The organism is Ventrimonas faecis (assembly GCF_040096075.1).
Lineage (GTDB): Bacteria > Bacillota > Clostridia > Lachnospirales > Lachnospiraceae > Brotaphodocola > Brotaphodocola faecis.
The window spans coordinates 1-23,609 of record NZ_JBBMFJ010000029.1; the positions used below are offsets into that span (position 1 = coordinate 1).

The window sequence follows — 23,609 nt, forward strand, 5'->3', positions numbered from 1 at the left end:
GACAAGCCTGATTCACAAGCTTATCGCTCTTAATTATCATAGAAGAATCTTATTTACAGAGATTTTCTCATACTCTCTGATTTGCGTTCTTGGAAATCTGCTTACAAATGTTGTGTCCTATGTGATTGGCATATCGACAAATCCCACATTCACAACCATATCATTTATAATTCCACCTCGCTGGATGCCACACGGAAATTCAAAAACTTCTTTCTTTCTGGTCTGGCGGTGCAAAGACTTAGTGATATGGTTTGCCTGGAACACGGACTGTCAATTATTACACCGAAGCCGTATCGGGAGCGCCAGAAAAGAACTGTTTATCCTAAGAAGCGTACCCACTGTTGCAATGTCAAAGCAATCACTGCGCACATTATGAAAATTGCATTAATCAAAACCGCTGCCAGATAATGTATTTTCGATAAGATACTGACTGTAAAAGATAAAGCAATCAAAATCACCATTACTGGCAATACAATCAATTTTGCAAATATTTTTAACATTTTATGCATCCTCCTCTTTTCTGATTTATTTCCCAGCTGCTGATCGAACAGCCAATTATTATTTATCATTTGCGGCATACTGCGGCAGATCATGGTTTACTTCTGCCTGATAATAGCCGCTGATGGTACTCGGTGCATTAAACAATGCCGCCAGCAGATATTTTTTGATATTATGTATTTTTGAGGTATTCTTTCTTATGCAGTCCATCGCATATTCCACATGGAACATATTCAGTTTTAGAAATTTGCTTCTGACCAATTCCGCCGGATACTCACTGGATGCAACAACGATGGATTTATTCTTACAAAGAACAGTTTCCAGAATCAGATCAAAGATACCTGTCAGCAGTTCTCTATCATAAGGGTACCGTTCTAAGAGAATATCCAGTTCAATATTCTCTTTGATTATTTCCGTGTATGCTTCCACATCGAATCCCATCCCATCATTTCCCGATATGATATGATTAGATTCAGTATTACTTAACTCAGTATTATTTATATTATTCTTATTAGTGTGTAATTTTTTCACTTCTGGATGTGTAATTTCTTCACTTCTGGACATGTCATTTTTACACTTCAAGACATGTAAATTCTTCACTTCTGAAATTGCTGATTTTTCTCCAGAAATGTAATTATTACACTTCTGAGCATCCTGGATCATAAACTGTTTCAGATAGATCATGGTTGGTTTTCCCTGTCCCTGGCGCTTCTTTTCAATGAGTCCAATTCCAGATTCTATATCCAGTTCTTTCATTATGGAAATGGCTTTTTTATTACTACATCCCATAGGCTTGTTTTTTCTCAACCAACAACCGGTTAAATTCCTCATGCAGAGCCTGACGGGAAGGAACCTTTTGCCCATCCAACTGATCAAAGGCTTGCTTTGCCGCCTTATGGAGCATCAGCTCGTCACGATGTTCTTCAAAGAACTTTTTGCTGTACCCGGACTTGCGGTATGCTTCGTAGGTCTTTCTGGTCTTGGAGTAATTATTGATGTGCGTCTGCAATGCTCCAATCTCAACCATCCGTTTCTCAGCCGCCTTAATGGAATCGGAAAGCTCAGAGAAGCGAGAAGTCAGCTTATCCGTAAGGGCAACCAAATCTTCATAACTGTCCACGCCTTTTTCTTTCAGTAGGATTACCGTTCGGGCAGCTTCTTTTCGGTTGAACTTCTTCGCCCACTTTTCATAACCGACCGTCTTGCCCTCGGCCATCTTTGCCTGAATATCAATCAGCATCTGAAACTGCTTCGGGGCAGGAGCCTTGGCAGAGCTGCCTTTTGATTTGTGCAGGTTCTTGCCGGAGATAACAGCTTGAATTTCCTCTTTGCTATATCCTTCGCCCAGGGAACGCAGCCGAATGAAACGCTTCTGATTCTTACCCTTGAACGCAGGCTGCTTTCCATCCTTGAACTCAAATCCCATGTCAGTCAGAGCCTGAACAAAGCCATCAAAGCTCTTTGGTTTCTGCTTCAGCACCGCATCAATCGCATCACATAATTCATCACGCTGTCGTTGCTTGAAAGTAAATCGAATGAGCTGAGCAGAAGCCAAATCATTGAATTAATTGCAGATATTCACCATAGGATTACGGTTATTCATCCGTTTCCAGATGGAAATGGGCGAACAAGCAGAGGGTTTATGATTAAAATGCTGATCCGCTATGGTATGCCACCGTTCTATATTGATGTTGAGAGAAAAGAAGAATATTATAATGCATTAGAAATTGCCGACAAAGAGAATGATTTCAATGCGTTGTATGAATATATTTTCAAAGCATTGATTAGAGCCCATGTTGAACTGGAGACCCGTCCGAAAACCATATAAGGTATCCAGTGTAAAGGCAAGAAAAAATACTGCATTTGCGGTCAAGTTGTTGTCGACAGTTGACCGCAAGCACGGTATAATAGACATAGATCTAATAAGAAAACCAAATAATCATTACTGTAAAATGTCAGGTAATGGTAGTCATCATTTATAATTGGAAGGAACAGGTTGGCTTTACCCTAATGGTGGAAAATCCACCATTTTTCCACCCAAACTGTAATTCTTCAGATGAAAACAGGTTTTCTTATCTTTTCTGAAATTGACAGAAAAAGCAGTAAAATCAAGGCTTTGAATGACTTTGGTTGACATAGAATGCAAGCTGTTTTCTGTACCAGGATGAACTCCTAAGCGAAAGGCCGCTGGTTCGACTCCAGTCAGGGACGCCAGACCATTATTGCGGAGGATTTTAAAAGAATCTTCCGCTTTTTTTCTAACAAAGATAGAAGTCCGTTAGTTGATTTCTAAAAAAACAGGGTGCTTTTCTAATGGGTAAAACAGCCAGGTCAGAGCACTACTTCTAAAAAAGGCGCATGGTTCCGTGTTAACCGGTGTTTTTCTGGGTTCTCCGGTGCATAATCTGTCAGATTCGGACCGAAATTTCTAAAGGCGTTAGAAATCCGGAATGTGAAAAGTTAGAAATCCAACAACAAAGACCTACGTTAGATAAAATTCATATGATACTTACATAGCCTCATGGTGACGAAAAATCATCATGGGGCTTTTGTTGTTTCTGCAGATTGCAGAAGCAGACTAAACATGTGGAGGTATCGCAATGAGAAAAACCAAAAGGCCAAAAGTTATTATGATTGACGGGGGTAGCTACTATGGCGATGTCATAGATTGGCTGCTTGAAAAATAAACTCCCAATTCCCTTTTGTGTTCCCGGAGTATGGTTAGACTAATCTAATGTAGATTTATTCATTTAGAAACAAAAAAGAGGCTCCACCCGGAAAAAGTGGAGCCTCTTTGAGATTATTCGGTAGCTTCTGGCGTTGCTTCGGGTTCTGGTTCGGTCGTAGAGGTGCTAACGGAATTTCCGTTAGCATCTACATAAATCCACTTGATGGAGTAGTCTTTTCCAACGGCGGTTCCGATGTTGGAAATGTAGCCGTCGAGCAGGTCTTGCGCTCGTTGTTGGGCTCCCGCTAACAAGGCTTTGTCGCTGGACGCCGTTTCCTCTAACTTGCTTTGAGCTACTTCAAACGCCTTCACTTCATCTTCGGCTTCAATATCAGCAGAGTCTTTGTCCACGATGAAGGAGTCCTTGGTAAGGGAAGCAGAGTCAACTTTACAACCAAGAACTTTCGCTTCTGGCAAGGTAATTGTTACTTTAGTATCTTCGATTTCAACGGTGACCAAAGATACATCTATGCCCAGTTTTACAACGCCACTATACTCTATCCAGAAATGCTTGTCCTTTTTCCACCATAGCATCCCTTGGGCGTCTTCCTCTGTAAACTTTGCCACATTATGATAGTAACAATCCATTACTGCCAACTCACAGATCGCTTTCATCTGTGATACTTGTGGTTCCATGTTCAACGGCTCTTCTTCAGCGGGAGCGGCGCAGGATGCACACATGAATGCCATTACTAAAGCTAGTATCACGCTAACGATTTTCTTCATTGTTACGCCCCTCCTCAATCAATCACCAATGTGTATTCTGAGTCTAACTGCTCAACGATTGGTCTGGTTAGGGCTGTCAGTACATTCTCAGCGTTCTGTTGCGCCAACTCAAAGATTGCGGCTTGTTGCTCGCTTTCCCTCCGCACATCCTCTTCACACGCTTTGAATGCCTCTTGGGTGACTGTGGATGTATTGGCTTTCTTGTTATAGAAGATGAAATCTAGCGAAGAAATATCTACATTGACTTCCGTGATATACACTTCCGGAATGTCAATGTTGATTGCTTTTGCTTCACTATCTACTGAAATTTCAATCTTTTCAAAGTCGATACCAGCGTTTACCCTTGCTTCGTATGAAACATAGTAGTCCGTTTCCTCAGGCTTCTTCTCGTTCATCACCTGTGCAATGCCGTTGTAAACGGCGGTGAATGTAGAAAGCTTACTCACATTGATTATCTTTTCCAATGTGGATACCGTGATTACTTCTGGTTCTGGCTTTGAACTGCTAAGTATTTTGGGAACTACCAGTATCCCTGCTACAATCGAAACCAGAACTATGCCCGCTACAACTGCAAGAAACTTCTTGTTCTCCGGAATTTTCTTCTTTGCCTTGTCCCCTGTCTCAGCCGCCTTTTCCAGCTTTTCTTCTGGTATAGTTGTCTTTTCCATGCTCTCATTCTCCTTTGTAGGGTTAACCCCTGTTCTCATAACAGCGATTGTAAATTCTGCGGAAGAACATTGGAAGAATATCACAATTCACATTGTCAGCTTACCATCTTTCGACAGATAATACAAGGCAAAAAGGAAGGCTCAGAAGCCGGTTGACCTCTGAGCCTTGTTATCATTCCATTGATTTGATTGTTTTTTCTATGTAGTCAGTTTCTTCTGGGGTTAGGTCGTATTTCTTATATAGCATTTCATCTGTCCAAGGATGAGAGAAGTCTTGAGTTATTTTTGGCAGCAATGATGAAGAAAATCATTGCTGCTTTTTTCATTTTCATTCATAATAGAAGCAGATGGGTCATACAGAAGGAGGAAAGTCAGATGGCTGGAATTGTTTTAGAAAAGATTATAGAGATGGCGGTGATTCTGCTGGCGGGTGTGCTGGCGTATAAGACCGGGCTGATTGATAAGACGTCAACGAAGAGTTTTTCGAATGTCCTTTTGATGCTGGTGTCACCGCTTTTAGTCTTTCAGTCGTATCAGATGGACTTTGAGCCCAGGCTTTTTTATGGATTGCTACAGACCTTATTTGTTTCGTTTGTGACATTTTTCGTCTGCATTATCCTGGCTGAGATTTTCATGAAAGGGGATCCGGCACGGCAGCAGATCGAAAAAATGACCGCGATTTATTCAAACTGCGGATTTATCGGAATCCCGCTGATCAATGGAATTCTGGGGACTGAGGGCGTTTTTTATATGACGGCTTACGTCACAGTTTTCAATGTTCTGTTCTGGACGCATGGCGTCTGGCTGATGGGAGATCGGGGAAGACTGCGGGATGTCTGGAAGAATCTCTTTACGCCGACGATTGTTGCGGTGGTGTTTGGCCTGATCTTTTTTATCTTTCAGATCCGGCTTCCAACGACGCTGTCTGAGCCGGTCCGCATGATTGGAAGCATGAATACGCCGCTGGCCATGATCATTGCCGGGGCAAATCTGGCCCAGGGAGATGTGCGAAAGAGTTTGAAGAATACCCGTCTGTACTGGATCAGCTTTTTGAAACTGGTGGCATCTCCGATCATTGGCCTTGGAATTTTGTTCCTGATGCGGGTTGATTTCACGGTTGCGTTTACGGTGTTTATCGCAATGGCATGCCCGGCGGGGGCCATGACCATCATGTTTGCGGAGCGATATGGAAAGGATGTATTCTATGCCACGGAAGGCTTTATGATTACCACGGTGCTGTCTGCAGTCACAATTCCGCTGCTGACCCCGCTGGCACTTCTGATTCTGAAACTGTGACGGAATTATCATACAAATGGCGGGTCAGCAAAAAACTGACTCGCCATTTTTTTCAATAATTTATCTGGTTGTTTTCTCTCCCAATGCCCGGATTTTCCCAATCCCCGGCAGGTAACGGTTTACAAAAGAAATCATTGGTCCGATCAGCACGGCAGAAATAATAGTCCCCAGTCCGATTCCGTTTAACCGGTGGAAGAAAAGGAAGGACAGGATCGTGGCAATGATGATCAGAGTCACATCAAAACGGATCTTGACTTTGCCGAATTCCATGTCGGACACTTTGGCCATGGCGTGGACGATGCCCTCGCCCGGGACTTTGATGACATCTGGGGCAACCTCAACACTGATGCCGACAGCAAGGATTGCGCAGCCAACAAGCAGGCTCAGGGTGCGCAGGGGAATGGTCTGCGGGTTCAGGCCGCTTAGCAGAGTCATGCTGACATCAATGAAGAAGCTGAACAGGATATTGGCAAAGACCTGTAAAAACTGGATGGGACGAAAGTCTTTTTTCAGGATCAGGATCTGAATGATGATGAACAGCATATTAAATAAAAATGTGGTCTGTCCAAAGGACAGGTTCGTAAATTTCAGGCTCAGCACATAAGGAATGCTGGAAATCTGGGAAGTGCCAAGGGCGCTTTTGGTGATGAACGCGACACCAAAAGAGTTGATGATGAGTCCCAGGATAAAGAAAAAGTATCGTTTGATCAGTGTTGACATCTGAAAATCCCCCTTATCTTTTGTTTATGCGGTTTCCCCGAACAGCACCTTCAGTTTTTTCATGCAGTGGAAGAAGGCCGGGAGCAGGAATGCATCCGCGAAGATCCATGCGAGCGGGCTGGCAAAGCATGCCGGAAGAAATCCGAACACCGGAACCAGACAGAATCCCACCAGAGATCTTGCTGCCATCTCGCAGACTCCGGCAAGGATCGCAAACGTGGAAAAGCCCATTCCCTGGATGGTGAAGCGGACGACGTTGACAAAGGTCAACGGGATATAGAACATGCTGTTTCCAGTCAGGAACATGGCTACCCGGCCGATGATCTCGGTCTGGTCTGCGTCCATGAAGAGGAGCGCAATGTATTTGCCGCCAAAGAACAGGATCACAAACGCAATTACAGAATAAATAATTCCGATCAGGCTTGCGGCTTTCAGTCCCTCTTTTACGCGGTCTAATTTCTTAGCGCCGACATTCTGGCCTGCGTAGGTTGCCATGGTGCCGCCCAGTGCGTCAAACGGGCAACAGAAGAACATGCTAACCTTGCTTCCGGTTGATACCGCCGCTACAGCCATGGAACCAAGGGAGTTTACCGCTGTCTGAAGCACGACACTTCCGATGGCCGTGATGGAATACTGAAGGCCCATGGGGATGCCCATGCCGCAGAGGGCACGAAGCATCCGGCTGTCCGGCTGCCATTCTCCCTGTTTCATATGAAGAATCGGATAATGCCGGATCATATAGATCAGGCAGAGCACGGCAGAGATTCCCTGGGAAATGACGGTGGCCAGTGCCGGTCCGCGGACTCCCATGCCCAGCACCAGGATTGTGAAGAAATCCAGGGCAATGTTCATGAGAGAGGAAAGCAGCAGAAAATAGACCGGAGTCTTGCTGTCGCCTAGGCTTCGAATAATGCCTGCAAGTATATTGTAAAGGTATGTGACTGGAATTCCAAGGAAAATTACAAATATGTAATCATAGGCACCCTGGATGATATCCTCCGGCGTATTCATCCACTGTAAAATGTGCATGCACAGGAAGCCGACAATGGTGGTCATGACGGCTGCGAATACGGCGGACAGCCATCCGGCGTTGGCCACGAATTTTCGCATGCCTTCATAATCACCGGCACCGAATTTCTGCGCCACCGGGATCGCGAAGCCGCTGCAGGCGCCGGTGCAGAAGCCGATGATCATAAAGTTGATGGAACCCGTGGATCCAACCGCTGCCAGAGCCGACACGCCCAGGCATTTGCCGACAATGATGGTGTCCACCATGTTGTAAAACTGCTGAAACAGGAATCCAAAAAGCATTGGAATTGCAAAACCTAGGATCAGCTTCATCGGAGATCCGACGGTCAGATCTTTTACTTCATTCTTTTGCATGAGAGTCTCCTTGTATGTATCGTTTTGAAATCATAATGTAGTCAGTGATAAAACCTGATGTATTATAAAACAGGTAGGAAGAAATGTATAGATGACAAAATACCGAAAAGATAAAAAATAAAAAGGAAATCGAGGCGCTGATTTACAATATGGACCATGCTCTAAAATGAGGTTGCGTTTGTGCGTGGAAAACAGCTATAATATAACGAGCGCAAGAGAGCCAGAAACGTGCTTGCACGGTTATGGCGAACGGCGAGGCAATTGAGTGACGCGAGTCACGAGAACGAGCGCAAGAGAGCCAGAAGCATGCTTGCATGGTTATGGCGAACGGCGAGGCAATCGAGTGACAACGTCACGAGAACTACATCATGACGAGAAAAGAAAGTGTGACATTATGTTTTTTATGATGGGAATTACAGACGGAAGAAAGCAGCTTGATTTCACACAGACTGTAATCTGCGGAGTATGCGGAAAATACGGGCGGTATCAGGTATTCATGACCTATACGGTACTGTCGCTGTTCTTTATTCCATGCTTCAAATGGAACCGGCATTATTACGTGCAGATGAGTTGCTGTAATACTCTGTATGAGTTGGATCCAGAAGTTGGAAAAGGCATTGCCCGTGGGGAGCAGGTGGAGATTCTGCCACAGCATCTGACGCTGGTAAATCAGGGCCGGAGTGGATACGGATACCGGCGCTGCTGTCACTGCGGGTATGAAACGGCAGAAGATTTTGAGTATTGCCCGAAGTGCGGGAAACGGTTTTAGAAAAATGGGTGGCAGATCTGTTTGATAATGATCTGCCGCTGATGCTTTCACCAGATAGAATCTCTTCGGCCAGATCCTGTTTGCTTTTCTGTAGTTTCTGGATCTGTTCTTCAATTGTGTGTTCCGCAATCAGTTCGTAAACTGTCACGGTGTTTTCCTGTCCGATCCGGTGTGCGCGGTCAGTAGCCTGATTCTGCGCGGCTACATTCCACCATGGATCGAAGTGGATGACGATGTCCGCGGCGGTCAGGTTTAAAGTATAAACGTTCATAAGGAATAGGCTCCTTTATCTGTTATCGTGTCATTGGTAGAATATCATGAAGTGGAAAAGATAACAAGAACGGATGGAGTTCTTCATTTACTTTTCAATAAAAAATAAAACCATATGAGGTTGAGATACGAGGAGAATGAGGAATGAAACGATTTGTGTGCGGCATGACTGCAGTTTTGCTGACAGCAGCCGCGATGATGACGAGCTGTGGAGTTGGTGGACATGCTGATTGCAAATAGACAATAAATGAAGCGCAAATGGAACGTAAAATTTTACGTTCCATTTGCGCTTCATTTATGATATGATAAAGAAAAACGGACAGGGTGATTATTGTGAAAGAAAAAAAGAATCTGGAATTTAAATCTACAATTACAAACACATTTTTAAAAACAGTCAGTGCGTACAGTAATTTTGGAGATGGCGAAATCTGGTTCGGAATTAACGATGATGGATCGGTATGTGGTATTGAACATCCAGAGACGGTATGTATCGATATAGAAAACCGAATCAATGATAGTATTTCACCTAAACCAGAATTTGAAATGAAAGTTGATACTTCAAAGAATATCATTTGCCTTACCGTTCGGGAAGGAGCGTATAAACCATATTTATATAAAGGCAAAGCGTATAGAAGAAGTGATACCGCATCCATTGAGGTAGATCAGGCTGAATTAAAAAGGCTGGTTCTGGAAGGCAGTAATCTGTACTTTGAGGAATTGCCATCGGAAAAACAGACGTTGAGATTTGAAGAATTGAGCAAAAAACTGATAGAAAAGTTGGAAATCCAGACCGTTTCAGAAGATGTACTGCGTACACTTGGCTTTTATACAAAGAACAGGGAATACAATAATGCGGCGGCATTGCTTTCGGATGAGAATACATTTTATGGAATTGATATGGCGCGTTTCGGAAGTTCTATTAATGAAATTATGGACAGGGAAACATTTTCACGTATATCGATACTGAAACAATATGATGCGGCTGTTAATATGATAAAACGGTATTACCAGTATGAGGAAATAAACGAAATAGAACGGAAAAAAGTGGACCTGATCCCGGAAACAGCTTATCGTGAAGCGATTGCAAATGCTTTGGTTCATCGGGACTGGAGTATTCCGGCACATATTCGTATTCTCATGTTTAAAGACAGAATTGAGATCAAATCACCAGGTGGACTGCCGAAAGAAATTACAGCGGACGAGTATTTGAATGGAGAGATTTCCTGTTTGAGAAATCCAATTTTGGGAAATTTGTTTTTCAGACTGCAGTATATAGAGATGTTTGGGACAGGTATCCGGCGTATTCAGTATTCATACAGAAATGCATTGATAAAACCGAAGTTTGAGGTTACAGATAATGTAATCAGTGTGGTATTGCCTGTGCTCAACAGCCAGTACCAGGTAACGAGTGATGAACGAAAAATCATAAATGAACTGGGGCAGGGAGGTCAATTGTCCAGCAGTGAAATTGCAAAACGTACAGGTATGAAAAAATCAAAAACATTGCGATTAATTGAACATTTGAAAGAAAAGGGCTGTGTCCGGGTAATTGGAAATGGACGAGGAACAAAATATACATTATAACAAAGGGATTAGAGAGTGAGTGATTATATGAATAAAATGGAAAATACCGGCAGCCAGCTGGAACTTACCAGCCTGATGACGGAATACGAAAACCAGTTTGACCGCAGCAACAAGCTGGACAACAAGGTGTACATCACCATCACGTTCTGCGGTTTCCTGTTTGTGTTTATCATTGGGCTGTTTAACGGCATTTCCCAGCTGGTAAAGCCGGAGGACAGGCTGCAGCTGTTTGTGTCGGCGCTGTATATTCTAAGCTGTATTGCAGTGATGGGGGCGTATGCCTATGTGCTGGTGTTCTTCATGCGGCTTTTGCAGCCAGAGCAGATTGCCCGGATGGACCCGGAGATTATGCAGCGAGAGCACCTGGAAGAGATGGAGGAGGAAGCAGCAAGACTGCGCCTCATTGCGCTGTACCGGGAGACGGTGAATGGGAATCTGGTGAAGCTTCACAGACGGTGCGATGAGTTTGTGAAGGGACTGAAATTCATTGTACCGACGGTGCTGCTGGCATTTGTATGTTATGCGCTGCAGATCATTTTACAGATTGCGTGGTAGTCTAAGGGCAGAATAGCGGTTATGCCGCGAGGGGCGGCATGGAAGGAAAAGCGGACAAAGCAGGAGTAATAGGATGGCTGGAATCAAAATTGTGGCGGGACAGTTTGGCGATGAGGGCAATGACTGGGTCCGCAGACTGAAGAAAAACTATGCGGATCGCAAGTCCGTGGCCGCCTACCAGCCAGTTCTCCTGATGCAGGGCGCTTGCCTTGTCACCGTAGAGGGTTAAGTAGTTCATGGCGGTGAAGGAACCGGAGATGCCGATCTCCATCGGGCATACCTTTGCGCAGTAGTTGCAGGTGGTGCACGGGATCAGCGGGATGCGGTTTAACTCTTCCTGAGCCTTGCCAAGGGTTTCTTTCTGTGCAGCGGTCAGGCCGGTGAAGTCTTTCATGTAAGATAAGTTATCCTGCAAGAGCTTTTTATGAGCTGGTGAAATAGTGCGGCGGTTTCCGTTTTGGGGTCTGTTTTGCAGCAGGCCAGATAAAATCTTTTCGTGGATGGCAGCACCAGCGTCCGGTATTCCGGATTTTTACAGCCGCGGCACCAGGCATGGGTGAGATATACCCCTTCATCCTGTGCAGTCAGGTCCAGAATTGTGGATAAATTGGCTGCAAAACGGATTTTTGGTGCAAAACCGAAGCGTTGGAAAAGCGGGTAGAGATTCTGGCTGCTTTGCAGGGAGGTATCGGCTTCGGAAAACAGGAAGGTGTCGTTTCGGAAGTCGGAAATGTCCGGGGCTTCGGGGCGGGTTGATGCGTAAAGCAGAACATGCGGAACCTCGGGAAATGGGTACACGGACAGTGGATGGCCCGCTTCATCCGGGCGGATGCCAGTCAGAATCAGGTCAGCTTTCCCATCGTTCAGCAGATTTGCCAGTTCTCCTTCTGGATAACAGGAAAAATCCAACCGGACCGGCTTTTCCATAGAAGCTGCGGCAGCCTGAATTTTATCACGGAAATAAGACGGATCCACATCGTCCGGATATGCCACCTGGATGATGATGGTGCCGTCTTTTTTCTGTCCTTCCAGCCGGTTTTTCAGAAGGTCGAGTTGAAAGCGGCATTGCTGAAAGTAGGCATGGTATGCCTGTCCGGCTTCGGTCAGGGAAAGTGCACGGCCGGAGCGGGCAAACAGGCTGCAGCCAAGCTCCGCCTCCAGCTGCCGGATCTGTTTGCTGATGGCTGGCTGGCTGACAGAGAGTGCCTGGGCAGCTTCGGTAAAGCTGCCATATTTGACAATGGTGAGAAAATACTGTATTTCCAGACTGTTCATGAACGTCCTCCGGGATTATTTTCGTTAATTCGTAACTGTTCAGTACCCTCACAGTTACGTTAATTCTTATTTTAAGGCAGATTCCATATAGGTCCGGATCATTTCTTCCGAACCGGTCACGGTTCCCTGAATCATCTCCGGTTTGCCGCCGCCTTTGCCGCCAAGCGTTTCATGAAAACCTTTGGAAAATACCTTTAAATCTACGGATTCACTGCCGAGAATGTAGCGGTAGCCATCTGTATCATTTCCAAGGAAGATTCCGCAGATACCGTGGCATTTGCCTTTTCCTTCATCCACGAAGCGGCGTGCCACGTTCTTATCCACATCTTCTTCAAAAAGAAAATAGTTTTCCACATCCCCGGAAAGGTTATCCAGAATCTGCTCCATGGCGTGGATCTGGACGCGGACAAGTTTTTCTTTCCACATGCGTGCCTCGTCCTGAAGGCGGTGTACGGCCTGGGCGCTTTCTTCCGGTTTGGCGGAGAGCTGGCGGGAGATTTCGCGCATATTGTCTTCCTTCATGCGGTAGTCCTTCAAGGCGCGAAAGCCGCATACCATGGTCACGCGGGTGCCGCCTTTGTATTTTACAGCATCGATCAGGCGGATGATTCCGACCTCGCCGGTCAGCTTTACGTGGGGCGCGCAGCAGGCACAGACATCGTATCCGGGAATCTCTACGATACGAATCTGGCCGCTCAGTTCCTTTTTGCTGCGGTAATCCAGCTGGTCCAGTTCCTCTTTGGACGGATAGGTGACAACGATTGGAAGGTTTTTCACTACTGCCTCGTTGGCTTCGTATTCTACCTGCTGGAGCTGTTCTGGTGTGAAGGTGCCGTTAAAATCCATGGTCACCAGCTCCTGGCCCAGATGAAATCCTACATTATCGTATCCGAAGGTGCGGTGCACAATGCCGGAAACGATGTGCTCTCCCGTGTGCTGCTGCATTTTGGAGAAACGCTCTTCATAGTTAATGCTTCCGTCCACCTCTGTGCCGGGCTGCAGTTCTCCATCTGTGTAGTGGATGATGAGATTGCCTTTTTCCTGCACATCCAGTACCTTCACGCCGCCCAGAACACCGGTGTCTGCGTACTGGCCGCCGCCTTCTGGGAAGAATACGGTCTGGTCCAGAACCACCTCATAGCACTGTTTTTTTTCATTCCACTCGCAGGACAGTACCGTTGCGTGACAGCTGTCCTGATGACTGTCTTCATAATATAATTTCTTTGTCATTTGTCCTCCTTTGTTTTTAACACAAACTGGTTTTTCCAGAAATCCAGCAGTCCTTCTTTTTTCATTTTGCCAAGTTCCGCTGACAGCGCACTCCGGTCCACTTCCAGATAATCGGCCAGCTGCTGGCGGTTAAAGGGAATCGAAAAGCTCTGGCTTCCCTGTCTGGCCGCCTGGGCCGAAAAGAAAGAAACCAGCCGTCCGCGGATGGACTTCGGTGATGTATGCATGATCCGCTCGGAAAGACCGAGATTTTTGCGGGCCGATGCCAGAAGCAGGTTCTGGATCAGCATGCTGTGATGGGTGCAGGTGGTCTGGCAGGTGGTCAGTACCCGGCCAATATCCAGAAACAGGATATCCGTTTCCTCGTCGGCCACCACATTCACCATGAGCGGTTCCCCGGGAACGCAGGCATAGGTTTCCGCAAAGATCTGTCCCGGCCCGGCATGACCGAAAATGCTGCGGTTTCCCAACAGGTCATCCCGCTCAATGGTCACGCTTCCCGACAGCACAAGTCCAAGATCCTTTACCAGATCTCCCATATACAGGACAATCTCGCCCTTGTGGTAATGTTTTTCCCTTGCGTAAAAGCACTTCATCATTTCTTTTACCTGATCCGGTTCGCTGCCCTGAAACAGCGCCGTCCGGGAGAGAAACTGATAATCCATAGCGCCACCTTTCTTAAAACGTTGTTGAAACAACATATTTATCAGATTCATTATAGTATAATCAGCTTGTACAATCAAGAAACCGCGAAAAGAACATTCACATATTTATTTTTTATCAGGAGGAAGAGTTTTATGGTTCGAAGAGTCATTCACATTGATCAGGAGAAATGCAACGGCTGCGGCATCTGTGCCAATGCCTGCCACGAGGGAGCAATTGGTATTGTAGATGGAAAGGCACAGCTTTTGCGGGACGACTACTGCGATGGCCTGGGCGACTGCCTGCCGACCTGTCCGACCGGTGCCATCACTTTTGTGGAGCGTGAGGCAGCGGCTTACGATGAGGAAGCCGTAAAGGCGCATATGGAGCGCAGAAAGCAGGAGCAGGCCGCTGGTCACGGCAGTGTTTCCCATACAGAGCCAGCAAAGGAGGCTGTAGCATTCACGGGATGTCCGGGAAGCCGTGCCCGGCAGATTAGCCACGAGGAGACTGACGCAGCGCAGAATGAGGCACCGGCAGCTCCGCTCCACTTACAGTCCCAGTTGACGAACTGGCCGGTACAGATTAAGCTGGCTCCGGTCCGCGCGCCGTACTTTAATAAGGCACGCCTGCTGATTGCCGCAGACTGCACCGCTTACGCTTACGCAAACTTCCATCAGGAGTTTCTGAAGGGCAAGGTTGCCCTGATCGGCTGCCCGAAGTTAGACGATGTGGACTACAGCGAAAAGCTTACCGAAATTATCCAGAACAATGATATCCAGAGCGTGACCATTGTCCGCATGGAGGTTCCGTGCTGCGGCGGACTGCAGCATGCAGCCATGACCGCGCTCCAGAACAGCGGTAAATTCATTCCGTGGCAGGTTGTGACGATCTCTGTTGATGGAAAGATTCTGGATCAGGCCTTTTAACGAAACTTTTTGCTCAGTCCGGCCGGCGGCTTCTCCTTGCAAACTGTCTGGCACGATGATAGAATGAATGCAGATGCCGCAGAAATGCGGTATCTGCAAATGACTGCCTGTACAATCCGGGAGCAATGCAGCTGTTCCGCATCTTTGCAGTTACAGAGCAGTCATATATCAGTAACAGACAAAACGGAGGAAAAAACTATGAGATTACGCCACATCCGGGGCGCAGAGGAAGCCATTGAGACCAGTCCTTTCGTCATCCAGAATCCGAAAGAGCACCGCGGCCATTTCTGCGATCTGTTTGGCAATACAAACCCGATTCAGATTGAAGTTGGAATGGGAAAGGGAAAGTTCATCATGGAGCTGGCCCAGAAACATCCGGAGACGAATTTCATCGGCATTGAGCGTTACTCCAGCGTGCTGCTGCGGGCGCTTCAGAAGCGGGAAGAGCTTGAGATTCCCAATATATATTTCATGTGTGTGGACGCGAAAGAGCTGGGGGAGATCTTTGCGCCGGGCGAGGTCGAGAAGATTTACTTAAACTTCTCTGATCCGTGGCCAAAAGACCGCCATGCAAAGCGCCGCCTGACTTCACCGGATTTCATGAAGGTGTATGACCAGGTGCTGGCAAAGGACGGACGCGTGGAATTTAAGACGGATAATCAGGATCTGTTCACCTACTCTCTGGAGGCAATTCCGGAGGCCGGCTGGACCATTGAAGCGTTCACCCGCGATCTGCATCACAGCGATATGGCAGAAGGCAACGTCATGACCGAGTACGAAACCAAATTTTCCGCTATGGGAAATCCCATCTGCAAACTGATCGCAAGCCGTTAGGTGAGTGGAAAAAAGTTCATCTGCATATACTACCGGTAAGAAAACCCATCTGGTGATGTATATGACGCTGAAACAAAAAATTGTCCGGTGCCTGCGCTGTGCTACCTGCGACAAGGAATCCTTAAACCGCTGCCTTTTAAAGTGGTGCAAATGCTTTAAGGAAGTGGAAAAGGAACTGAACCGCTGTAAAAAATGCTGATGGTGCGATTCCAAAGCGGAAGTCTGGCGGAAAATCCCTGCATGCAGAAGGCCGGGGGCGGACCGGAAGAAAAGGAGAACGTAACTTATGGAAAAGAAATTTACATCTGAGAATTTTGAAGCTGAGGTATTAAAATCTGAAAAGCCGGTTCTGGTAGATTTCTACGCAGACTGGTGCGGTCCGTGCAAGATGATGGCTCCGGCTGTTGAGGAACTGGCAAATGAGCAGGATGATGTGATTGTCGGTAAACTGAACGTAGACTTCGCACCGGAGCTTGCCCGTGCATATAAAGTAATGTCAATTCCGACCCTGATTCTGTTTAAAAACGGAGAAGCAGTGGAAAAACGCATCGGCGTTCAGAGCAAGGCAGAGCTGGAAGCACTGATTAAGCAGTAGCTGTAAATCGCAAAAACCGCATAAAATAAGGCTTTGCGGCCCCATCAAAAGTCAATTGAAAAATTTTAAAAAAAATTTTAAAAAAAGTGTTGACTTTTGATGGGACATGCGATAGAATAATGACCGTGCCGCTGATACAGCAACACACAAGCGGGACAGAAAAAAATAAATAAGCGCCTTTAGCTCAGTTGGTAGAGCAGTAGACTCTTAATCTATTTGTCCAGGGTTCGAGTCCCTGAAGGCGCACTATAAAGGCACTGATTTTGCAGACAGAGAGCTGCGGGGTCGGTGTTTTTTGCTATATAGATTTTTACTATATGAATTAAACGGCATTTGAGAAAGGACCTTTTATTTATGAAGATTCTGCACAACTTTCTGGGTATCCTGTGCGGCTTTGCGCTGATGATCATTCTGCTCATCACCTCTATTGAAGCTGTCACCTACTGGACGCCCGGCTACTACGAAAAAGAATACGCGAAATATGGAGTTTTAAACGATGTCCACATGGAAATGGATGACCTTCTGGACGTGACAGACGAGATGATGGCATATCTGCGGGGCAACCGGGAAGATCTTCATGTTCCGACCATTGTGAATGGCCAGCCGAGAGAATTCTTCAATGACCGGGAGATTGCCCATATGGAGGATGTAAGGGGACTGTTTGTAGGCGGACTTTTACTGCGCCGCATCAGTATTGGGCTGATTGTGGCCTGCGTGGCTTTGCTGGTGGCCCTGAAAGCAGATATCCGCCGGGTGCTGCCGAAGATGATCTGCGCAGGCTCAGCACTGTTTTTCGCGATTCTGGCCGTGCTGGCGGGCATCATATCCACAGACTTCAATAAATATTTTATCATTTTCCACCATATCTTCTTCAACAATGACTTATGGATGTTAAATCCGGACACGGATCTTCTGATCAACATTGTTCCGGAGCCATTCTTTATGGATACGGCCGCGCGCATTGCCGCAACTTACGGCGTATCGGTTCTCGCAGTATTTGCAATTTGTCTCATTATCCTGTATTATAGAAAAAAATAAAAACATTGCCGGATCCGGGAGCACACAAAGCTCCGGACCGGCTTTTTCAGGAGATATCGATATGAAACGAATTCTGACCCTGCTTTTGTGTATTGTGCTGATCACGGGCACGCAGGTCACCCCGGCATATGCAGCTCCGGAATGGCCGTCCAATGTCTCGGTGGAAGCGGAAGGCGCTGTCCTGATGGACGCCCGCTCCGGCGCTGTGATCTACGGAAAAAATCTGCATTCCGTGTATTATCCGGCCAGTATCACCAAGATCCTGACGGCGCTGATCGTCATTGAACACTGTAACCTGGATGATATCGTGACCTTTTCTCACGATGCCATCTACAACGTGGAGCAGGGCAGCAGCAGCGCAGGTATGGATGTGGGCGACAAGATGACCGTGCGGGACTGCCTGTATGCTATGCTGTTAAAGTCGGCCAACGAGGTGGCGAACGCCCTGGCAGAGCACACAGCGGGTTCTGTGCAGAACTTTGCGGTGCTGATGAATGCCAAGGCAAAGGAGCTGGGCTGCCAGGAGAGCCATTTCAACAATCCCAGCGGCTTAAATGACCCGCAGCATTATACCTCAGCTTATGATATGGCCCTGATCGCGCAGGCGGCCTTTCAGAATGAGACCTTTGTTACCATTGATTCCAGTCTGTACTATGATCTTCCGCCGACCAGGCACAATCCGGACGGTTTCCGGGTGTACCCGGGCCACCGGATGTTAAAAAAGAACGCGCCGCAGTATTATCCCGGAGTCATTGGCGGTAAGACCGGTTATACCATGCTGGCGGGCAACACGCTGGTGACCTGCGCGGAGAAAAATGGCATGAAGCTGATCACGGTCATTTTAAACGGACATCAGACTCATTACAGTGATACGAAAGCGCTTCTGGATTTTGGATTTTCCAATTTTCAGTCGGTGAATATTGCGGATGCGGATGGCACATACTCCTCCGTTTCCAACGACATGACCATTGCCGGACTTCCGGCGGCGGATCTTTCGGTGCTGCATATGCAGAAGGATTGTTATGTGACACTGCCGAAAACAGCGGATATTTCCGATGCCCAGTCTGCCATCAGCTATGAACTGCCGGAATCTGCGCCGCCGGCGGCAGTGGCACGCATCACGTACCAGTACAATGACCGGCAGATTGGTGCCAGTTATCTGCTGCACAAGGTGGCAGGCGAGGATTCGGATGCTGCGGTGAGTGTACAGGCGGATGACGCGGCAGCAGGCGGGCAGGCAGTGCGTGTGGCTGAAGGAGCCGGAACAGGCGCTCAGGCGGATTTGGCAGGAGTGAATGCGGGGGCGGCATCCGGTGAGTCCGGAGCTGACGGCTCTACGCCGGAAAACGGTGCGGAGTACGGCACAGATGCCGCTTTGTCCGGCGCGGTAGATGGAGAATCATCCTTCAACCAGGACCCGCTGGCTCTGGCACAGGCCGATCCGTTGGCTTCCTCAGAAAGCGCAGAAAAGAAAACGCTCTCCGGAGTCCGGAAGCCTGGCATTCACCTGAATATTCCGCCTGCATTCTGGATCATTGTGGGTGTCGCTGCGGTGGCGGCTATCATCGGTTCAGGGCTTCTCACGGCGAAATACCGCATTGAAAAGCGGGAAGAGGAAGAACGCTCCGAGCGCTATGAGCGCCGGAAACAGCGCCTTCAGGATATTGGCATGACGACATCGGAATTTGATATGATGCTTCAGCAGAAGCGTTCGGATTCCGCCCTGAAACAGACGAAACCGCATAAGCGGCCCAAAAAGCATAAATCATTTTTAGACAATAAAAACTTCCGTGACCACGAGTGATACCATGTTTAAAGGCGCAAAGATTCTGAAGGATGAAGTCATGACCGATGTGGATGTTCTGTCCGACTACATCAATACGCATCTGGGCGGTAATGTAGGCGCAGAGTACGCGAATCCGGCAGGTCAGGGCCGCATTACATTTAAGTAGGAGTTTGTGAAGACAGGCAATATGGTTTAAAATAAGAAAGACGTGTGAAACATGATGGTTCATTTTCACACGTCTTTTGTTGTTATGGAAGATTTGGATTTTCGTCTGCGGCGGCTGGAAGCAGAACGTCCGTCAGCAGGCAAGGCAGTGGCCGCTTTTTTGACAGCCTGCTTCTGCTTACGCTTCATGCGGTTGCGCTCCGCACGTTTTTTACGGACATCCTCTTTCCGCTGGATAATGGACTGGGCACCTTCTTCATCGGTCAGCTTCAGGGTCTTGACTACAAATACGGATTCGTCCTCCACCTTTTTCATGCGGATCCTTCCTTTTAGGTAGCCGTGATCCGGGCAGCAGGCCAGAGCAAAGTAAGTTTTCTGGTTTGGGGTAAACCAGCGGATCTTCTTGCGTAGCATGCGTCCGCATCGGTAGCACATCATCTCCGTAACGCCCTTGTCTGCCATGGCATCTTCCTTGGAGTCAAAGACGCGGGAGACATACTTGGAATATCCCGGGAAGGTCATACGGATCTCTTCTTTTTTGTCGGATGGAAGCCGGTAATAGTCCACGGACTTAAACGGCAGGATAGCATCCGGTCCGGGCGTTTTCCCCAGCATAGTGAGAAGCTTTCCGGTGTAGTAGGCATCGTCCAGGGCGCGGTGGAAGGGACGGTCTTCCATGAGGTTCTGTTCTTCCACGGCGGAATCCAGGGAGATTCGTGCGTTCTCCCGGCAGAAAAGGCCGTAGAGCTTCTGCACATCGTAGTAGAGAAGTGGCTTGGGAAATGGATTTTCCATGTGGTAGTGATCCATGTTCCGCTGCAATTCTAAAAGATCCATGTTGCCCCAGGTACAGAACACGGCATCCCCGCCGCACCAGGCAAGGAATTCGGCTGCGGCATCCGGGAAAAGCTCCCCGCTGCTTCGCAGTTCCTTCATATTCATATGGGTCACCTCGGAGATGGCATGATGCATCTGGGTGTATACCTGCGGGCGGACAAGGCGGTGGAACTCACCGGTCATCTGAAAGTTTTCGTTCAGCTTTACCGCGCCGATTTCAATAATTTCGAATGGAAAATGCGGAACAGACCGCTCTTTTCCATTGGCACTCTGATTCCATTCTAAGTCAAATACAATGTAGTTCTTCATAATGGAGATATTATAGCATATGGACTGCGGTTTGCCTAGAGTCGGGACAAGTCACCTTACAGTTTCCTTACAATATAAAAATATCCTCTTTTTTGAGTGCGCAATTTCAAAGATTATAGTATAATTGTAGAAGAAACGTAACTGTACAAAGGAGGATCTTTATGGCATTGGGTGGAAACAGCAGCTGGGATAAGATCCAGCAGGGCGTAAAAGATACCGAGCGGCTGATTGTTCAGAGAGAATACAATGCGTCTATGATCAAGGCGCGGCAGACTCTGGAATTTATGGTAAAGAACCTGGCAGATCAGGCCGGTATCATGGATGAAAGCGATTTAAAGGGCATGATCGATGTGCTCTACGAAAACCGGTGGATATCCAAGGCCACCTGTGAGCACTATCATAAGATCCGCATGATCGGCAACAAGGCGGCCCATGAGGGAGACGCCAATGCCTATAGCGCAAACCAGGCATATCATATGCTCTCTCAGGAGGTTTACACGTTCGCGGATGATTACCGCAATGCCAAAAAGGGAAGAAAGCCGCTTACCAGACCGGCGGTACCGGGCAGCAGCCAGAACCGCACCGGCGGTACCCGGGAGAATGGCGCAGGAGCACCCCAGCGGAGTCGAACGGGCAGCAATTACAGTGGAAACCGTGCAGGCGGAAGTTACGGTGCAAACCGCGGCAGCGGCTCTGCGGCGGCCCGGAGCCGGAAACGTTCCGGCAGCCAGAGCTCTTCCTTCTCCTTATATACTCTGTTAAAGCTTCTGGTGCCGGTGCTCTGCATTGTGCTGCTGATCCTGGTGGTGAAGCTTGCAAAGCCGGGAAGCGAGACAAAAGAGACCGAAGGCCCGACTGCAGTGGAGACCATGGAATCAACGGAAGCGGCAGAGCAGGAAACCGAAAGCACCGGACCGGTTTACCGTACTACCGATGTACTGAATGTGCGGCCGGAGCCGAGTACTTCTTCTGAACGCATTGGCCAGCTGAATGCGGGAGTGACCGTGGAATATGTACGTGCCCATGACAGTGACTGGGCGGTCATCCTCTACAATGGCCAGGAGGCATATGTGGCCAGCCAGTATCTGACAACGGAATAACGAGATAATGAATAAACAGGGACCGGAAAAATCTGCCACAGCAGGTTTTCCGGTCTTATTTTCTATATGCGCGAAAATTCATTTCGTCATTGTGACAAAAAAAGATCGTTAAAAAATTGTTATTCTTTCATTTTTCACCATGACTTTCGTGGGAAACGGGAGTATGATGGTAGCTGAAAGCTTATATGCCGTATAATTTCACGCTTATGGTGGAATGGCTAAGGCATACGCTTACCAGATGGACAAGGAGGACAACGATGGATACCGTAATCAAACGGATATCGGAGATCGAAAAAGCGGCTGTGACAGTCATGGACGATGCCGCCGCCCGCAAGAAAGCCTTTGCTGCCGAGATGGAAGAAAAGACCCGGCAGTTTGACCAGACCGCAGAGGAAGAGACCGAAAAAAAGGTGAAAAGTCTTCGCCAGGAGATGGAAACCCGGATGAACTCTGAATTGTCTGAGCAGAAGGCGGAAGCAGAGGAGCAGCTTGCGCGGATGGAAAAAAACTATGAGCTTCATCACGAATCTTACGTGAAGAAGCTGTTTCAGGAACTGATAAGGGAGTGATCGTATGGGGCTTTTGGCCTACAGCGGTATTACGACAAAGGTGCGGGCCATGGAGAGCCGCCTGTTAAAGCCGGAGCAGTTTCAGCAGATGGCGGAGCTGGAGGATGTCCGCAGCGCGGCGGATTATCTGAAGGGGCAGCCGGCGTACGCGGAAGTCTTTGATGGTCTGGATGACACCAGGCTGCACCGTGGTTATATCGAACAGATCCTGACCCAGTCGGAATACCGGGACTTTACCAAGCTTTACCGTTTCTCCAGCGTGAAACAGAGAAAGTTCCTGGATCTTTATTTTAAGCATTATGAAGTGGAAGTGATCAAAAAGCTTCTGCGGCATATGCTGGGAGGACGGGAAGGACAGCCGGATCTGTCCATGTTTCAGGAGTTCTTTGAGAAACATTCCAGTCTGAATCTGGAGGCGCTCTGTAAGGCCAGAAACTTTTCGGAATTTACGGAAGCGCTGGAAGGAACCGTATATGGGGAACTGTTAACGCAGATGCAGGAAAAGGGCCAGACCGGTTTATTTGACTGCGAACTGCGGCTGGATCTTTTCTATTTCCAGTCTCTCTGGAAGCTGCGGGGAAGGATTTTAGGCAAAGAGGAACGGAAAATTCTGGATACCTGCTTTGGAAGCCGTCTGGATCTGTTAAATATCCAGTGGATTTACCGGGCGCGCAGTTTTTACCGGTTATCCCCGGCTGAAATCTATGCGCTGCTGATTCCGGTTCATTACCGACTCCGGGCAGACAAGGTGAAGCAATTGGTGGAGGCGGATGATGACGCAAGGTTCTTTGCTGTGTTAAAGGAAACGCCTTATGGAAAGCAGGAAGAACTTCAGGCTGGAAAGATGCCGGATATCCAGCTTTTGTCAAATCAGATGTTAAACCAGATTTATGGAAAGACCGGGCGGTGTTATCCGCATTCTCCGGCGGTGCTGGATTCGTATCTGTACCGGAAGGAACTGGAGATGCGAAAGATTATTACGACGCTGGAGGGGATCCGGTACGGACTTCCGGCAGCAGAGATTATGGGGTTGCTGGCAAAGCAGTAAAATTGAAGCAGCGGTTTGACGCGATGAGCGCCAGGCCCCTGCAGACAGGAGGAGT

Annotated in this window: 26 protein-coding genes, 1 tRNA gene and 2 pseudogenes; 16 read left to right on the top strand and 13 right to left on the bottom strand. The window is 47.7% G+C overall.

Annotated features, from left to right (window positions below; all coding sequences use genetic code 11):
* Positions 1 to 129: 129 nt before the first annotated feature.
* A pseudogene (locus WMO41_RS12565) lies at positions 130 to 291 on the top strand (relaxase/mobilization nuclease domain-containing protein); the annotation flags it as partial.
* Between the two features lie 26 nt (positions 292 to 317).
* Here the strand turns inward: WMO41_RS12565 and WMO41_RS12570 are convergent.
* From WMO41_RS12570 to WMO41_RS12580, 3 genes are read right to left on the bottom strand one after another with little or no spacing between them, the layout of a single operon-like run.
* The gene (locus tag WMO41_RS12570; RefSeq protein WP_349230090.1) at positions 318 to 500 is read right to left on the bottom strand and encodes a hypothetical protein; all 183 of its coding nucleotides are present in this window, start codon (positions 498 to 500) and stop codon (positions 318 to 320) included.
* A gap of 58 nt (positions 501 to 558) precedes the next feature.
* Positions 559 to 1,254, bottom strand: a complete 696-nt coding sequence (locus WMO41_RS12575) for a DUF6017 domain-containing protein (protein WP_349230046.1) — start codon at positions 1,252 to 1,254, stop codon at positions 559 to 561.
* Positions 1,255 to 1,276: 22 nt separating this feature from the next.
* Complete coding sequence (locus WMO41_RS12580; protein ID WP_349230047.1) at positions 1,277 to 1,978, bottom strand: hypothetical protein; 702 nt, start codon at positions 1,976 to 1,978, stop codon at positions 1,277 to 1,279.
* A gap of 36 nt (positions 1,979 to 2,014) precedes the next feature.
* Here WMO41_RS12580 and WMO41_RS12585 point away from each other — a divergent pair, with 36 nt between their 5' ends.
* The gene (locus tag WMO41_RS12585; protein WP_349230048.1) at positions 2,015 to 2,326 is read left to right on the top strand and encodes a Fic family protein; all 312 of its coding nucleotides are present in this window, start codon (positions 2,015 to 2,017) and stop codon (positions 2,324 to 2,326) included.
* Between the two features lie 972 nt (positions 2,327 to 3,298).
* On the opposite strand, the gene WMO41_RS12590 is transcribed toward WMO41_RS12585, so the two are convergent.
* The gene (locus WMO41_RS12590) at positions 3,299 to 3,952 is read right to left on the bottom strand and encodes a DUF4230 domain-containing protein (RefSeq protein WP_349230049.1); all 654 of its coding nucleotides are present in this window, start codon (positions 3,950 to 3,952) and stop codon (positions 3,299 to 3,301) included.
* A gap of 14 nt (positions 3,953 to 3,966) precedes the next feature.
* Positions 3,967 to 4,620: a DUF4230 domain-containing protein gene (locus tag WMO41_RS12595; protein WP_349230050.1), complete on the bottom strand. Its 654-nt coding sequence runs from the start codon at positions 4,618 to 4,620 to the stop codon at positions 3,967 to 3,969.
* 375 nt (positions 4,621 to 4,995) lie between these two features.
* On the opposite strand from WMO41_RS12595, the gene WMO41_RS12600 reads away from it, so the two are divergent.
* Positions 4,996 to 5,916, top strand: coding sequence for an AEC family transporter (locus WMO41_RS12600; protein ID WP_349230051.1), 921 nt, complete (start codon positions 4,996 to 4,998; stop codon positions 5,914 to 5,916).
* A gap of 60 nt (positions 5,917 to 5,976) precedes the next feature.
* Here the strand turns inward: WMO41_RS12600 and WMO41_RS12605 are convergent, their stop codons facing one another.
* Together WMO41_RS12605 and WMO41_RS12610 are read right to left on the bottom strand one after the other, a co-directional pair.
* A complete protein-coding gene (locus WMO41_RS12605; protein ID WP_349230052.1) occupies positions 5,977 to 6,636 on the bottom strand; it encodes a YczE/YyaS/YitT family protein in 660 nt (219 codons plus the stop codon).
* A gap of 24 nt (positions 6,637 to 6,660) precedes the next feature.
* Complete coding sequence (locus WMO41_RS12610; protein ID WP_349230053.1) at positions 6,661 to 8,019, bottom strand: MATE family efflux transporter; 1,359 nt, start codon at positions 8,017 to 8,019, stop codon at positions 6,661 to 6,663.
* Between the two features lie 394 nt (positions 8,020 to 8,413).
* Between WMO41_RS12610 and WMO41_RS12615 the strand changes: the two genes are divergently transcribed.
* Positions 8,414 to 8,788, top strand: coding sequence for a zinc-ribbon domain-containing protein (locus WMO41_RS12615; protein ID WP_177291868.1), 375 nt, complete (start codon positions 8,414 to 8,416; stop codon positions 8,786 to 8,788).
* 13 nt (positions 8,789 to 8,801) lie between these two features.
* Here the strand turns inward: WMO41_RS12615 and WMO41_RS12620 are convergent.
* A pseudogene (locus WMO41_RS12620) lies at positions 8,802 to 9,044 on the bottom strand (helicase-related protein); the annotation flags it as partial.
* Positions 9,045 to 9,391: 347 nt separating this feature from the next.
* Between WMO41_RS12620 and WMO41_RS12625 the strand changes: the two are divergent.
* Together WMO41_RS12625 and WMO41_RS12630 are read left to right on the top strand one after the other, a co-directional pair.
* On the top strand, positions 9,392 to 10,642 hold the full coding sequence (locus WMO41_RS12625; protein WP_349230055.1) for an ATP-binding protein: 1,251 nt from the start codon (positions 9,392 to 9,394) through the stop codon (positions 10,640 to 10,642).
* Between the two features lie 27 nt (positions 10,643 to 10,669).
* On the top strand, positions 10,670 to 11,197 hold the full coding sequence (locus WMO41_RS12630; RefSeq protein ID WP_349230056.1) for a hypothetical protein: 528 nt from the start codon (positions 10,670 to 10,672) through the stop codon (positions 11,195 to 11,197).
* A 19-nt stretch (positions 11,198 to 11,216) separates the two neighbouring features.
* On the opposite strand, the gene WMO41_RS12635 is transcribed toward WMO41_RS12630, so the two are convergent.
* From WMO41_RS12635 to WMO41_RS12650, 4 genes are all read right to left on the bottom strand, one after another.
* On the bottom strand, positions 11,217 to 11,591 hold the full coding sequence (locus tag WMO41_RS12635; protein WP_349230057.1) for a hypothetical protein: 375 nt from the start codon (positions 11,589 to 11,591) through the stop codon (positions 11,217 to 11,219).
* A complete protein-coding gene (locus WMO41_RS12640; protein ID WP_349230058.1) occupies positions 11,588 to 12,472 on the bottom strand; it encodes a LysR family transcriptional regulator in 885 nt (294 codons plus the stop codon). The genes WMO41_RS12635 and WMO41_RS12640 overlap by 4 nt, the downstream gene beginning before the upstream one ends.
* 66 nt (positions 12,473 to 12,538) lie before the next feature.
* Positions 12,539 to 13,702, bottom strand: a complete 1,164-nt coding sequence (locus WMO41_RS12645) for an alanyl-tRNA editing protein (RefSeq protein ID WP_349230059.1) — start codon at positions 13,700 to 13,702, stop codon at positions 12,539 to 12,541.
* Positions 13,699 to 14,367, bottom strand: coding sequence for a Crp/Fnr family transcriptional regulator (locus WMO41_RS12650; protein WP_349230060.1), 669 nt, complete (start codon positions 14,365 to 14,367; stop codon positions 13,699 to 13,701). Before WMO41_RS12650 ends, WMO41_RS12645 begins: the two co-directional genes overlap by 4 nt.
* Positions 14,368 to 14,499: 132 nt before the next feature.
* Between WMO41_RS12650 and WMO41_RS12655 the strand changes: the two genes are divergently transcribed.
* The 7 genes from WMO41_RS12655 to WMO41_RS12685 all read left to right on the top strand — a co-directional run bounded on the left by WMO41_RS12655 (position 14,500) and on the right by WMO41_RS12685 (position 19,692).
* Positions 14,500 to 15,273, top strand: coding sequence for an ATP-binding protein (locus tag WMO41_RS12655; RefSeq protein ID WP_349230061.1), 774 nt, complete (start codon positions 14,500 to 14,502; stop codon positions 15,271 to 15,273).
* Between the two features lie 198 nt (positions 15,274 to 15,471).
* Positions 15,472 to 16,107: a tRNA (guanosine(46)-N7)-methyltransferase TrmB gene (gene trmB, locus WMO41_RS12660; protein ID WP_177291859.1), complete on the top strand. Its 636-nt coding sequence runs from the start codon at positions 15,472 to 15,474 to the stop codon at positions 16,105 to 16,107.
* A 286-nt stretch (positions 16,108 to 16,393) separates the two neighbouring features.
* Positions 16,394 to 16,702, top strand: a complete 309-nt coding sequence (gene trxA / locus WMO41_RS12665) for a thioredoxin (RefSeq protein WP_177291858.1) — start codon at positions 16,394 to 16,396, stop codon at positions 16,700 to 16,702.
* Between the two features lie 173 nt (positions 16,703 to 16,875).
* Positions 16,876 to 16,948: transfer RNA gene (locus WMO41_RS12670), tRNA-Lys, on the top strand.
* Between the two features lie 108 nt (positions 16,949 to 17,056).
* Positions 17,057 to 17,740, top strand: coding sequence for a TIGR01906 family membrane protein (locus tag WMO41_RS12675; protein ID WP_349230062.1), 684 nt, complete (start codon positions 17,057 to 17,059; stop codon positions 17,738 to 17,740).
* A gap of 61 nt (positions 17,741 to 17,801) precedes the next feature.
* Complete coding sequence (locus WMO41_RS12680) at positions 17,802 to 19,544, top strand: D-alanyl-D-alanine carboxypeptidase family protein (protein WP_349230063.1); 1,743 nt, start codon at positions 17,802 to 17,804, stop codon at positions 19,542 to 19,544.
* Positions 19,545 to 19,548: 4 nt separating this feature from the next.
* The gene (locus WMO41_RS12685; protein WP_349230064.1) at positions 19,549 to 19,692 is read left to right on the top strand and encodes a hypothetical protein; all 144 of its coding nucleotides are present in this window, start codon (positions 19,549 to 19,551) and stop codon (positions 19,690 to 19,692) included.
* A gap of 65 nt (positions 19,693 to 19,757) precedes the next feature.
* Here the strand turns inward: WMO41_RS12685 and WMO41_RS12690 are convergent, their stop codons facing one another.
* Positions 19,758 to 20,837 (bottom strand): 3'-5' exonuclease, encoded by a 1,080-nt coding sequence (locus WMO41_RS12690; RefSeq protein WP_349230065.1) that lies wholly within the window; start codon positions 20,835 to 20,837, stop codon positions 19,758 to 19,760.
* Positions 20,838 to 20,998: 161 nt separating this feature from the next.
* Here WMO41_RS12690 and WMO41_RS12695 point away from each other — a divergent pair, with 161 nt between their 5' ends.
* From WMO41_RS12695 to WMO41_RS12705, 3 genes are all read left to right on the top strand, one after another.
* Positions 20,999 to 21,937, top strand: coding sequence for an SH3 domain-containing protein (locus WMO41_RS12695; protein ID WP_349230066.1), 939 nt, complete (start codon positions 20,999 to 21,001; stop codon positions 21,935 to 21,937).
* 257 nt (positions 21,938 to 22,194) lie between these two features.
* Positions 22,195 to 22,506, top strand: coding sequence for an ATPase (locus WMO41_RS12700; RefSeq protein WP_177291853.1), 312 nt, complete (start codon positions 22,195 to 22,197; stop codon positions 22,504 to 22,506).
* A gap of 4 nt (positions 22,507 to 22,510) precedes the next feature.
* The gene (locus WMO41_RS12705) at positions 22,511 to 23,554 is read left to right on the top strand and encodes a V0D/AC39 family V-type ATPase subunit (RefSeq protein WP_349230067.1); all 1,044 of its coding nucleotides are present in this window, start codon (positions 22,511 to 22,513) and stop codon (positions 23,552 to 23,554) included.
* Positions 23,555 to 23,609: the final 55 nt, after the last annotated feature.